The 12,767-nt window shown below is 35.3% G+C and carries 13 protein-coding genes; 3 read left to right on the forward strand and 10 right to left on the reverse strand.

Going from position 1 to position 12,767, the window contains the following annotated elements; translation table 11 throughout:
* Nucleotides 1–107 precede the first annotated feature (107 nt).
* Nucleotides 108–713, forward strand: coding sequence for a hypothetical protein (locus ODE14_RS10535; RefSeq protein WP_263601425.1), 606 nt, complete (start codon nt 108–110; stop codon nt 711–713).
* Nucleotides 714–747: 34 nt separating this feature from the next.
* Here ODE14_RS10535 and ODE14_RS10540 read toward each other — a convergent pair whose 3' ends face one another.
* From ODE14_RS10540 to panD, 3 genes are all read right to left on the reverse strand, one after another.
* Complete coding sequence (locus tag ODE14_RS10540; RefSeq protein ID WP_248391252.1) at nt 748–1,323, reverse strand: TerD family protein; 576 nt, start codon at nt 1,321–1,323, stop codon at nt 748–750.
* Between the two features lie 182 nt (nt 1,324–1,505).
* A complete protein-coding gene (locus ODE14_RS10545) occupies nt 1,506–2,588 on the reverse strand; it encodes a lysylphosphatidylglycerol synthase transmembrane domain-containing protein (RefSeq protein WP_263601426.1) in 1,083 nt (360 codons plus the stop codon).
* 3 nt (nt 2,589–2,591) lie between these two features.
* Nucleotides 2,592–2,942 carry an aspartate 1-decarboxylase gene (gene panD / locus ODE14_RS10550; RefSeq protein WP_066433540.1) on the reverse strand — a complete coding sequence of 117 codons (351 nt, stop codon included), beginning with the start codon at nt 2,940–2,942 and terminating at the stop codon, nt 2,592–2,594.
* Nucleotides 2,943–3,342: 400 nt separating this feature from the next.
* Here panD and ODE14_RS10555 point away from each other — a divergent pair, with 400 nt between their 5' ends.
* The gene (locus ODE14_RS10555) at nt 3,343–3,633 is read left to right on the forward strand and encodes an HU family DNA-binding protein (RefSeq protein WP_029294646.1); all 291 of its coding nucleotides are present in this window, start codon (nt 3,343–3,345) and stop codon (nt 3,631–3,633) included.
* Nucleotides 3,634–3,772: 139 nt separating this feature from the next.
* Here ODE14_RS10555 and pdxH read toward each other — a convergent pair whose 3' ends face one another.
* Nucleotides 3,773–4,417: a pyridoxamine 5'-phosphate oxidase gene (gene pdxH, locus ODE14_RS10560; RefSeq protein ID WP_263601427.1), complete on the reverse strand. Its 645-nt coding sequence runs from the start codon at nt 4,415–4,417 to the stop codon at nt 3,773–3,775.
* A gap of 24 nt (nt 4,418–4,441) precedes the next feature.
* Between pdxH and ODE14_RS10565 the strand changes: the two genes are divergently transcribed.
* On the forward strand, nt 4,442–4,990 hold the full coding sequence (locus tag ODE14_RS10565; RefSeq protein WP_248391246.1) for a YqgE/AlgH family protein: 549 nt from the start codon (nt 4,442–4,444) through the stop codon (nt 4,988–4,990).
* Between the two features lie 278 nt (nt 4,991–5,268).
* On the opposite strand, the gene ODE14_RS10570 is transcribed toward ODE14_RS10565, so the two are convergent.
* The 6 genes from ODE14_RS10570 to ODE14_RS10595 all read right to left on the reverse strand — a co-directional run bounded on the left by ODE14_RS10570 (nt 5,269) and on the right by ODE14_RS10595 (nt 12,694).
* The gene (locus ODE14_RS10570) at nt 5,269–6,075 is read right to left on the reverse strand and encodes an aminotransferase class IV (RefSeq protein WP_263601428.1); all 807 of its coding nucleotides are present in this window, start codon (nt 6,073–6,075) and stop codon (nt 5,269–5,271) included.
* A gap of 74 nt (nt 6,076–6,149) precedes the next feature.
* Complete coding sequence (locus ODE14_RS10575; RefSeq protein WP_066433531.1) at nt 6,150–6,536, reverse strand: START-like domain-containing protein; 387 nt, start codon at nt 6,534–6,536, stop codon at nt 6,150–6,152.
* Nucleotides 6,537–6,792: 256 nt separating this feature from the next.
* Nucleotides 6,793–7,968 (reverse strand): aspartate aminotransferase family protein, encoded by a 1,176-nt coding sequence (locus ODE14_RS10580; RefSeq protein WP_263601429.1) that lies wholly within the window; start codon nt 7,966–7,968, stop codon nt 6,793–6,795.
* Nucleotides 7,969–8,402: 434 nt separating this feature from the next.
* Nucleotides 8,403–10,166: an OstA-like protein gene (locus tag ODE14_RS10585; RefSeq protein ID WP_248391240.1), complete on the reverse strand. Its 1,764-nt coding sequence runs from the start codon at nt 10,164–10,166 to the stop codon at nt 8,403–8,405.
* On the reverse strand, nt 10,159–10,632 hold the full coding sequence (locus ODE14_RS10590) for a Fur family transcriptional regulator (RefSeq protein WP_029294631.1): 474 nt from the start codon (nt 10,630–10,632) through the stop codon (nt 10,159–10,161). Before ODE14_RS10590 ends, ODE14_RS10585 begins: the two co-directional genes overlap by 8 nt.
* 67 nt (nt 10,633–10,699) lie before the next feature.
* Nucleotides 10,700–12,694, reverse strand: coding sequence for a KUP/HAK/KT family potassium transporter (locus tag ODE14_RS10595; protein WP_248391238.1), 1,995 nt, complete (start codon nt 12,692–12,694; stop codon nt 10,700–10,702).
* Nucleotides 12,695–12,767: the final 73 nt, after the last annotated feature.

Raw genomic sequence — 12,767 nt, forward strand, 5'->3', positions numbered from 1 at the left:
TATTAAACAAAGTTTTGACAAAGAAATTTTGATGACATAAATTATTGGCATTTTTTCACTACCTTTAGTACTCAAAACACCAAATAAACAAGGGATTACATAGCATTATGAAAGACAAACTCTATTTCATTAAGACCAATCCTGTCAGCGCCAAGATCAATCTTTACAATAAACTCTGCAGTGAAGAAAAAAGCATGCTTCCGTTCATGGAAGACGATAAAGAAGCAAGTCTTGAAATCATTAAAAGAAAAACAGCAGATAATGTAGAAAGTCTTTCAAAGGAAGAATTTATATGCATATTCAACTGGTTTGAATCCCGCTATCATTCGGATCATGAAGAGATGAAAGCCCAGCTTTTCATTCATGGAATAGATGTTTTCTATGATATTTCAAACCCATTATGCATTGAAAATTTTTCTAAAATATTAGAGGATTATGAGAATTATTTAGATCACAGATTTTCTTTCATCATGAATTCCGAAAGCTTCGCTCATTTTCTGATCTACGGAATTTTTTTTACCGGAATGGCAAATAGTGACGAAAAATATTTATTTGATTTTCTAAAGCAGGATCACAAAGTTCTCTATGCTCTGGCAGAAAAAGGTTACGCAGAAAAAAGATTCGGCCTAACTCTGCAGCCAGAAATGTATCAATACTTTTCTGATCTTTACGACTGTACTAATTTTTATAAGGGTTCTATTATTATAATTTAAAAAGAGACTTCTTACCGGAAGCCTCTTATTTAGTTTATTTGATAATTTGTCCTTTGTAATATTTTTCGAGGAAAAAGCCTAAATCTGCTCTGTACCCGATTCCGGAAGCTTCGAACTTCCAGTTTCCGCTGCGTTTGTACAATCTTCCGAACTCTATTCCTGTTTCTATAGAAAAGTCTTCATCAAGCTCGTATTTAGCAATTTCCTGATGGGTAAGATTATCAATAATTCTAATGTATGAATTTCTTACCTGCCCGAAATTCTGTTTTCTTCTTTCATAATCTTCTATGGTTACGACAAAAAGAATTTCCTGAACCCGCTCATCTACTTTTTCGAGATCAATGATAATGGATTCGTCATCATCACCATCGCTGTTTTTACCACTCGGATCGTCTCCTGTATGCGTGAGAGCACCGTCGGGAGAGTTTAGATTATTATAAAAAACAAAATATTCTTCACTTACCAGTTTTCGGTCTGCATCAATCATAATTGCGGAAGCATCAAGGTCAAAATCATATCCCATTCCTTCATTGGGATCCCATCCAAGACCAATGGTCATTTTCGTGAACCCTAAATCAATTCTTTGTCCCTTCTGTAAATTAATTGCCATAATAATTTATGTGTCTTATTGTATTCGTTATCGAAGTTATGGCTGTTTTAGGAATTTTCCAAAATATTTTAAGACAAAAAAATAGGTATATTGCAGTTTATAAAAAATAAGTTGCCTTTATTCAAACATAAAAAATCCGATCATTCTGACCGGATTGATATTTTAAATTCAGCTAAACTAATTTATTCCGCGAACTTTTTTTCCGCAACAACCGTATTTCGTGCTTTTGCCAGCATCGGAATAGAAATTAATCCCATTATGAGCATAATGAAAATCTGCAACGGCAATGAAATGAAAGAATAGGTTAATCCTACTTCGCCACCAACTTCGCCGCTTTTCCCCATTGAGATAAATAAGGCCATGAAACCATATTTCATCGCCAGGTTAAAAGCTCCGATTCCACCGCTTGCAGGGATAATCATCCCGAAAGTTCCGACTACGAGAATCAGAAATCCGTCATCAAAGGTAAAACCCGAAGTTTCCGGTAATGCAAAACACACAAGGTAGGCCGCAAAATAATAGGAAACCCAGATTCCTATCGTATAAAGAATGAATTTGCCTTTTTGCTTTAGTTTGAATATGGAAGTTAGACCTTGAAGAATTCCTTTTCCAAAATTAATCAGTTTTTCTTTTTTAAATTTATAAAAAAGTAACAAACAAATTATAATCAATACGACTAAACCTAATTTAAGATAGAAATAAAAAGAATCAAAATCATTTACTCCAAGTTTCATCATTTGCCTTTCAAAAAAATTAGGAACAAATTTTTCTTTTTCGTCCTTCTTCTCCATCACAAATTGATAAAATGATAAAATCGTATTGAATTTAAATATAGCTGTTAAACACAGAAATATAATCATACAAACCAGATCTACCACTCTTTCCAGAATAATCGTCCCAAAAGACTGATCAACAGGAACTTTTTCAACACCGTACAAAGCTGTTGCCCTGGCCACTTCTCCACTTCTCGGGATGGTAAGATTCATCAAATATCCGAAAGAAATCGACCAGAGTGAATTGGAGTTTGAAATATTATACCCCATCGGTTCCAGCATCAGGTTCCAGCGTATTGCCCTGAACCAGTATGCCGCAATTCCGAAGCATGCTGCAAATGCTACCCACCAGTAATTGGCTTTAGACAATGATTTCTGTATAACTTTAAAGTCTAATCCTTTTAAGGCAACCCATAAAAAAAAGCCTGCAAAAGCAAGCGAAATCACTATTGTAAGAATTGATTTTAAAGGGTTCATTGTTTTTTTCTCCATAGATTACGTCAAAAGATTTGTTTTTTCGTCCGGGAAAACAATTTTTGGCTGAAAATCTCTTGCTTCTTCAGGAGTCATCTGTGCATAAGCGATAATGATAATGATATCGTCCCTCTGTACTTTTCTGGCAGCCGGCCCGTTAAGACAAACTTCTCCGGATTTTCTTTTTCCTTTGATCACATAAGTATCAAAACGCTCACCGTTATTTACATTTACGATATATACTCTTTCTCCAACAACAAGACCCGCTGCTTCAATAAGGTCTTCATCTATTGTAATACTGCCGATATAATTAAGGTCAGAAGCCGTAACTCTCACCCTGTGAATCTTAGACTTAAAAACTTCTATTAACATAGTGCAAATTTATTAATAAAAATCAATAAAATGACTTTTTAGAATGATTTTAAAACCATCAGTGGCACAGACATTTAATTCCTTAAAATGTAACAGTTATTATTTTTAATTATAAATTCTGCAAATAATTATGAAAAGTCTTATTACTTTACACAAAATTTAGGATTTAATAAATACAAAAACCAATACCACAATTTTCATAAAGTCAATGTACATAAGCATTTGGCATGATTTTAGTGACGTGTATCGTACATTTTACGTGGAAACGTAAATTATCATATTTTAACTAATTTAAGTTAAAAATGAAAAAATTACTTATTTTTTTATAAAAAAATTGCACATATAGAAAATAGTATTATATTTGCTATTATAACGAACTAACTTTAATATTAAAAAAATTATGAACAAGTCTGAATTAATCGACGCAATCGCAAAAGATGCAGGTATCACTAAGGTTGCAGCTAAAGCTGCTTTAGAATCATTCATCAACAATGTAATGACTACTTTAAAGAAGAAAGACGGAAAAGTTTCTTTAGTAGGATTCGGTACTTTCTCAGTTGCTGAGAGAGCTGCAAGACAAGGTATTAACCCTGCTACCAAAAAGCCAATCAAAATTGCTGCTAAAAAAGTTGCTAAGTTCAAGGCGGGAGCTGATTTATCAAATGCAGTTTCTGGAGCTAAGAAAAAATAATCATTCAGATTAATTAAAAAAAATCAACCTCATCATTCGATGAGGTTTTTCTATTGAGATATGGCTTTAGGGAAGCCTCAGACATCTCTTTCGGTAGATTTCACTGTCATCATTCACCAAGAGGTACTCCAAGAATTAACTAAGGCGCCAAACGTGAAATCTTCCAATCCAGACCATCAATTAATTCATAAATAATCCTGTCGTGCAAACGATTTGGTCTTCCCTGCCAGAATTCTATTTCATAAGGTTTTGCAAGGTAGCCACCCCAATTTTCAGGCCGCGGAACCTCAGTATTTTCGTATTGCTTTTCCAGATCCGCTAACTTCCGTTCCAGAAACTCCCTATCCGGAATTTCCTGACTCTGCGGTGAAACGACCGCTCCCAGCTGACTGCCTTTCGGACGTGAATGAAAGTAGCCGTCGCTCAGATTCTCAGCGATACGCTCCAGATTGGCTTTAATTATGATCTGCCTTTCTAGTGTAGGCCAGAAAAAATGAAGACATGCCTTATGTGTTTTTTCAATGGCTTTTCCTTTCCTGCTGTGGTAATTGGTGTAGAAAATAAAGCCTTCGTAAGTATATGCTTTAAGCAAAACCATTCTTGTACGCGGACAGCCATCTTCCTCCATTGTAGAAACGGCCATAGCATTAGCTTCCGAGATCGCCGGATTTTCGGAAGCTTCAATAAACCAATCCCTAAACTGCTCGATAGGATTTTGTTTTATCTCACTTTCAATAAGTTGGGATCTCTCGTACACTTTTCTTTTATCGTGCAGGTTTTCCATAAATATTTTTTATTAAATTTGAGTATGAATTACTCCTACAAAGGTAAAATATTAATTTCCACACCTGATATTTCCGGTGATATTTTTTCCCGTTCGGTAGTATTGGTCATTGAACATAATGAGCAGGGCGCATTCGGCTTAATTCTGAATAAGAAAAACAGCCAGATGAGCGACAAGTTTAAAGATATGTTCGAGTTTAAGATTGAAGTTTATGATGGCGGCCCTGTAGAGAATGATAAGGTTTTTTTTATCGTTAAAGGCAAAAAAGTAACAGAACATTTTATAGAAATTACCCCGGATTTTTACCTTACGGAAGATATTGAAAATATTATCAGCGCTGTTCTGAATAGTGAATTAAGCATCAATGATGTTAAAATATTTTCAGGATATTCGGGATGGACTTCCATGCAGCTTGATGAAGAAATTCAGCGTAAAATGTGGACTGTTGTAGATGTTTATAATCTGGATTACACCTTACCAAATGACCAGACGCTTTGGAAATCTATTATGCAGAATCTTGGCGGTGAATACCTGCTTTGGGCAAACTCTCCGGAAGACATCTCCCTGAATTAAAACCGGTTATAGCTTTAAGCACATTAACTTTAACAAATATTTAAGATATTTTTAGTCTAATTTTCTCAAATAATTTCCGTTATTTGTTTAACCAAAACTTAACCGTTATGAAAGCAATCAGACGGCGTGCTGTATCATTACTTTCTACACCATTTTTCACACAAAAATTCTTTGATATTCCCGATGAATATCTATTACCATACAATTTCTGATTATTCAGAATAAAAACCCGGTAAAGGACTTTTGGAACTTTTGTTGTTTACCGGGTTTGTCAATTTTTAAAAACTTTTTCTCCAGGCCTCTGCTAATTCTAAGAATCGGTTTTTCCCAAAAGTTTTATTTCTTATTTTACCAACTGAAAATATTCCTTTTTCTTCCGATATCAATAAAATCTCTTCCGCTTTCTGAGACTCAAAAGCAATAATTTCATGCTCCTGAATATCCGCAAGATTATTTTTATGTAAAAAGGTAACAAAATTCTCCATTAAAGGCGAAATATAAGCTCCTTCAGTCTGTTTCGGAACTTTAATGACATCACCTTCCAGAAATAGAAGGTTGCCGGTTCCAGCCCTTGCAATTCTTTTCGCCGGATTTAAGAAGATTACGTCATCAAGATCGTTCTCCTGCGCATAGATTTCACCATAAATATTTTCGGGACTATGAACACGGATATTGCTCAAAAGGTTATTATTGACATTAATTTCCTTGATCAGATCCAGTTCCAGCGACCTTTCGTGAACAGACAATACATCGTTCATTTCCACGATTTCATAATAATAAGACACGGAAGATTTTGATAAGGTAATTCCATCCATATTCCGGAATACCTGAAAATTGATGATCCCGTTTTTCACTCCTCTTTCAATGACCTCTTTATTGAAAACAGACTGGAAAAATTCCAGGGTATAAGATAGCGGAATATTCATTCTCATTTTTCTCATGGAGGCCATCAGAAAGAAATAACATTCTTCATCCATGATTAATTTTGCATCTCTTACAAAGAATGAAACCTTCACTGTATCTCCCGATAGAAATGCTCTGTTCTTAACATCCAATTCTCCTGATATAAAATATTGATTTTCCAATTTATTATGATTTATTATAAAAAAATAATGAACGATAAATCGTTCATCAGTTTTATCTGCAATACAGCTTACGTTTAAGCGGCACCTAATTTTATTCTAAGGTTTTCGATAAGGTTTTCCCAATACATTGCATTTTCTTCTTCGTCTCCTTCTTCACAGAAGTCTGTAATATTCAGCGCCAGATCTTCAGTAATATCGTCGATTGTGATTGTCATTTCAAAGAAATGCTTCGTCCCTTCATCCTCTTCCCATCTGAAACGTACGAAACCTTCAGGCTTATATCGTATTAAAGTCGCCTTTTCGGCAGGGCCGCCTCCCCAGCTAAAATAGAAGTCGTCCCCTTTCTCTGTCACCTCATCCGCAAACCATTCAGACAACCCCTCTGCAGTCGCCAGATATTCGTATAAAATCTCTGATAAACAATGCATTGGAAATTCGTAATGGACTTTATGTTTCGCCATATAATCTTTGTTTTAATCGTCCCGCAATATATAAATTAATTTTTTTATTACACAAAAATGTATTTACTTTTTTACATAATCTTCATGATATTTGTCAGAAATTTTAAATAATTCAATGATCTTATTTTTGTAATAAATACGGGCGCAGGATAAGATTTTTCAAAAGCTTTTTTGACCGACATTTTCTCTGTCCGGAATATATTTTTTAATCTGATAAAGCAAAAAAACATTGAAAAAATTCGATGCCTTCTTCTTTTTAATTTTCATTCAGAACATCCATAATAATATTACAGCCTTCTATGATTTCTTCCTTTGAAATCGTAAGTGGTGGTGATATTCTGAGATATTCGTTTCTGTACAGCTGCCAGAAAACAATAAGACCTTTTTCCATACATCTTTTGGCAACATTTAGGGTATATTCTGGAGATCCGAGATTTACCGCCAGCATTAAGCCTTTTCCGTTAATATTTTTAATTTTCGGGTGAACGAGAAGTTTTCTATATAATTTTTCCTTTTCATCAATTTCATTCATCAGTCTGCTTTCCAGAACTTCTTTCAGAGTTGCATAGCTCGACGCTGCAATAAGCGGATTCCCCCCAAAAGTGGTAATATGACCAAGCTTTGGAGAATGCGCCAGTGTTTCCATGATTTTTTTTGAACTCATAAAAGCTCCTACCGGCACTCCACCGCCCATTCCTTTTCCCATAACCAGGATGTCCGGGACAATCCCGAAATGCTCAAATGAGAAGAGCTTTCCGGTTCTCCCAAATCCCGGCTGAATTTCATCAAGAATTAATAAAGCCCCTACTTCTTCACATCTTTTCTTTAATCTTACTAAATAATCCGGATCAGGAACTAAAAATCCTGCTGCTCCCTGAATCGTTTCCATGATAACGCAGGCTGTTTTTTCCGTGATTTTATCAAAATCATTTTCATTATTGAATTCAATAAAACTCACCATAGGTAACAGCGGACGAAATTCTCTTTTGTGCGTTTCGTTTCCGGAAACACTTAGCGCTCCATGGGTGTTGCCGTGATACGAATTTTTAAATGAAATAATTTCTTCTCTTCCTGTATATCTTTTAGCCAGTTTAAGGCTCCCGTCTATTGCTTCCGCACCACTGTTGACGAGGTAAGTAATTTCCAGCGGATCCGGAGTTGATTCTGCGAGGAGTTTACATAAAGCGACCGGCTTTTCCTGTGCATATTCACCATAAACCATCACATGAAGATATTTTTCGGCCTGTTCTTTAATGGCATTTACTATTTTAGGATGGGAATGTCCCAGTGTATTTGCAGAAACTCCGGCTACAAAGTCCAGGTACTTTTTTCCATCGGTTCCATAAATATAGCTTCCTTCTGCTTTTTCCACTTCAAATCCTGCTGCAAATTTTGTGGTTTGTGCCTGATAGATAAAAAAATCTTTTTGCATTTCCATTGTATTGAAAAATTTCAGCAAAGCTAAAAAACATTCATTAAACGCCGAAATTAATGTGGTAAAATAAAAACGCTTACAGCCAGAAGCTGTAAGCGAAACCACCAAATCACAAAATATTAATATAGATTAACAATATTTATGGTTTAAATATATGCAAAAAAATTATTCCAAATACAAATTTTTCAAAAAAATTGCATTTTTTTTCTCATATAACAATTCAATTCCACAATTGATGAAATGATTACGCTATTAAACCTCAATTAATATGAGAATTTAATATTCACAAATTAGTGAAAAAAATATAATTTGAACTATTTGAATTTTTCATAAAAAAAGCGGTAAACATACAATATCAAAAGGTTTATAAAAAATAACTCACCATTTGGAAATAAAATGGTGAGTATCTATAATCAATTTTGTACTTGAATTTATCTGCGAACCCTTTTTGGTTTTTTGGCTTCCTCTTTAGCCTTTTCATCATCGATAACTTTCTGTGCAGAATCATAAAGGGTGGTATCTGATTCATATTTTATTTCAGGATAATTAGGAGTATCTACCAGAATATCCTGCCATTTTAATATCCTGTCTTTGGTATTCCAGTTGAAATCCGGAAATTTACGCTTTGCAGGTTCAATCATACTCATCGGATAAGTATCTGAATTGGCACCGATATTACATTCTACCACGTACAATGCTTTTTCTTCAAAGATAGCATCAATAATTCCGCATGTACTGAGTGATATTCCGATTCTCTCTTTCTGTTTCGTTTGCGCATTTACATCATCAGAATATGTAATTGCCTGCGCATTTCCGATTACCTTGGCTTCTTTGATATTGTTATCTTCTCCATAGTAAACCGTCATCAGCTTTCCTTTTACCTGGTTGAATTCATCTTTCATATTCAGTGAATCTACTTTGCTTATGGCAAAAGCATTTCCGATTACTTTCAGAGAATCAATATTTTCTTTTTCAGTATTAAAATAGGCCTCAATTTTATCTCCGGTTACCTGTTTTCCGTTGCTCCATAAAATAGGTTTTGTGTACATATGCAAAACACCGTCTGTTTCATTGAAAGCAATAGAATCGGCTCTTCCCTGCGCGTTGGATTTGTAAAACCTTCCTTTCCTGAATGCCCGGAGAAAGCTTTTTTTAACATTAATATTAGCAGAATCCGGTCTTTGGAACGATATGATCTTTTCTGCAGCAAAATACATGGAATCTTTTTCCAGTGCTTTCACGGCATAAGGATTTTTCGTCATCATGGCAGAATCTTTCTTTTCAAAGATCTCTCCATATCCGCCCTTTATCCATCTTCTTTCGTTAGGATCATCAATTGTTACATTTCCTGTTGCCTTACCAAATCCTGTGAGTTGGTTATAATACATCTCATCTCCGGTGAGGATTTTATCATTATAATACACTTTCGAATTCCTGTATAGAAAAGCTTCTTTCGTATTCGTATTGTAATTTCCTTTATCAGTAACGATACGGTTTTTCGGATTTTTTTTATTAATAATCGTTGTGGGACCGTTGATGTTTACAATGTTGGTATTCTGATTCTGAACCACATTGTCACCTTCCAGAACGTATTGCGCATCTTCGATTTTTACTCTTCCGGAAAGGTCAATGGTTCTCGTAGCCAGAAAATAGGTTGCGGTTTTGGAATAGGTTGTACTTTTACCATCATTGATTGTTCCTCCCGTGTTGTAATATGCCTGATTCGAAACCCTGTCGTAATACATGGTTTCTGTTTTGATCACCGTTCCTTTAGGATCTGTAAGCACTACGTTTTTCCTTGCAATTCCGCGTTGGGTATTACCGTCATATTCCATTTCATCTGCAGTAATTACGGAACCATCCGCATTCTGAAGTTTTACATTTCCTACTGCTTTTACAAAATTCTGCCCTTCATACACAATCACGAGATCAGCATTCAGCAATGATCCCTGATGCTCAAACTGCACATTTCCGGTAAAATAGTTATTTCCGTCATATTTATCAGGGTCCTTCCGCAATTCATCGGAATGTATATGCTTCACTTTTTCCGGAGGAGGTGCATTTTTCTGCGGAACCGTTTTAGGAGTAAAATAAGGATCCTTCTGCAAAGGTTTCTGATTGTTGTCCTGAGCAAAAATAAAAGAGTAAATACAAATAAAAAGACCTGTGAGCAGTCTTAATGATCGGTTAGTCATTCTTTGTACCATAAAAATACAGTGAATGAGAATCAATCTTCACCCCGAATGCTTCTTCAATAGCTTCTTTAATTCCCTGGATTCTCGGATCGCAAAATTCTATAATTTCCTCAATTTCCTTATCAGAATCTTTTTTATAGATCACAAGGTGATCATGCTGCTTATCGAAATAAGATTTTTCGTAGGAAGAAGAAGTTAATGTTTTCTCTCCGAACTGATGTTTACGGATCAGGCCCGCATCGAGAAAGATCTCAATGGTGTTGTAAATAGTCGCTTTGGAAACGTGATATTTTTTCTGCAGCATCAAAAGGTACAGATCATCAACATTAAAGTGATGATCCATACTGTATATTTCTTCTAATATTGTATATCGTTCAGGAGTGTTTCTGAAACCTTTTTCAAGTAAGTAGTTTCTTAAAACATCTTTAATCAGTGCAATATTTTTTTCTTTTTGTATTGTATCCATCAAAAAAATTATATACAAATTTATTGATTTTTATTTAAATACATATTGTACCGGAATGTTAAAGAATTTAACTATTGTGACGGATGAAACCGCATTGTTCTATCCTTGATTTACTTACGCAGTCTTCTGTCATCGGTGCAGATTCCACCACTACATTATGTGAAGTGATTCCCCATGCTTTAAAATCATCACTTCCGATATATTTAACAAAATTATAAATATTAAGGATAATTTTCTCTTTTACCGTAAGAAGGATATCGTTGATATAGGTATTATCTATGATCACATATTTAAGATCCGGCGGAATATTATGGGCTCTTAGTGAAGGGTGGCTGCTTCTTGAAGGAATTGTTCCGTCTGCCATCATGTCTCTCAGAACCATATCAAAATAATCATTGATTCTCCTGTCGATCTTAAAGCCTAACATGAAATTGATCTTATAAATTGTTCCCGGCAGAACTTCATCCACGGTATATTTGAAAGTATAAGGATCTTCCTGATTGGTAATAGCCAGAATAAAGTAATGATCTGCCCTCTTGGGTTGTTTTTTAATAATAGAATAGATAATTTTTGATTCTATTTCGTCATTTTTTTTAGCACGGCTCAGATAAGCAAGATTGGTGGCATATTTAGGAATTGTTTCATCAAGCTTCATGTCTTTGATGATTGGAATATATGTTTCCAGCTTGATAAATTTGATAAATTTAGTTTTAATAGATCTCCCGTTGTACCATGCATACATGCAAATTCCTATTGATCCTGCCAATACTACTGTAATCCAGCCTCCTTCCATGAACTTAATCACGTTGGCGCTGAAGAAGCCCAGTTCTATTGCCATATATACCAGTGCGAAAACCAGTATAAATAATTTGTTGACTCTTTTTTTCAACAGCCAGAAAACCAGCAGAACGGTTGTCATCAACATGGTTACAGTGATGGATAAACCATAGGCTGCTTCCATTTTTCCGGATTCTTTAAAGTGCAGTACTACAACAATACAGAATAGCAAAAGCCCCCAGTTGATTCTCGGAATGTACATTTGTCCTTTTACTCCTGAAGGATAATCGATTTTCTGATTCGGCCATAAGTTCAGAGACATTGCTTCTGAGAAAATGGTAAATGAACCTGTAATTAGGGCCTGACTTGCAATAATTGCAGCAGCTGTTGCCAAAATAACTCCCGGAATCACCATCCACTCTTCCATAATTCCGAAGAAAGGATTAACCACTGAAAAACCAGGTTTGGTATAGTTTGTTAAAAGCCAGGCTCCCTGGCCAAGATAATTTAAAACCAGCATGATTTTCACAAAACCCCAGCTTACCCTGATATTTTTTGCCCCACAATGTCCCAAGTCGGAATACAGTGCCTCAGCTCCTGTTGTACAAAGGAAAACGGCTCCTAAAATAATAATAGCACTCGGAGAATTAACAATCAGTTTATATGCGTAATACGGATTGAATGACCTTAGGATTTCCATATTTTCGCTTAAATGAGATACACCAAGCCCCCCTAAAACTAGAAACCATATCACCATAACAGGTCCGAAAAATTTCCCGATAAAGCTGGTTCCAAATTGTTGAACAAAGAAAATGATGATCAAAATCCCAATAGTAATAGGAACTACTGGCGTGTGCGGATTGTAGATCTCAAGACCTTCAATAGCCGACATTACAGTAAGAGAAGGAGTAATGACCCCATCAGCAATAAGTGCAGCCGCTCCTACAATAGCAATAAGATAAAGCCAGCCTTTTTTAAGATTTTTTACCAGTGAAAATAAGGCAAGAATTCCGCCTTCTCCTTTATTATCCGCCCGAAGAGCAATAATAACATATTTGATAGTGGTCTGAAGCGTAAGAGTCCATATAATACAGGAAAGCGCACCTTCAATATATTCGTTGAAAGGCATCGTGCTTCCGCTTTCTCTTGCGTTTACGATTGCTTTCATTACGTAAAGCGGCGAAGTACCAATATCTCCGAAAACAATACCCAGAGAAACCAAAACTCCAATGAAAGAAAGCTTTTTAATGTCAAAGTGATGACCGCTTTCTACAACTTCTGCCATATTAGCTAATTTATTTAAAAGCGCAAATTTAAATCAAATTTACAACCCCAAGAATTTTTCTTCATGAATATAA

This window comes from Chryseobacterium sp. PET-29 (assembly GCF_025736815.1).
In the GTDB taxonomy this organism is placed as follows: Bacteria; Bacteroidota; Bacteroidia; order Flavobacteriales; family Weeksellaceae; genus Chryseobacterium; species Chryseobacterium nepalense.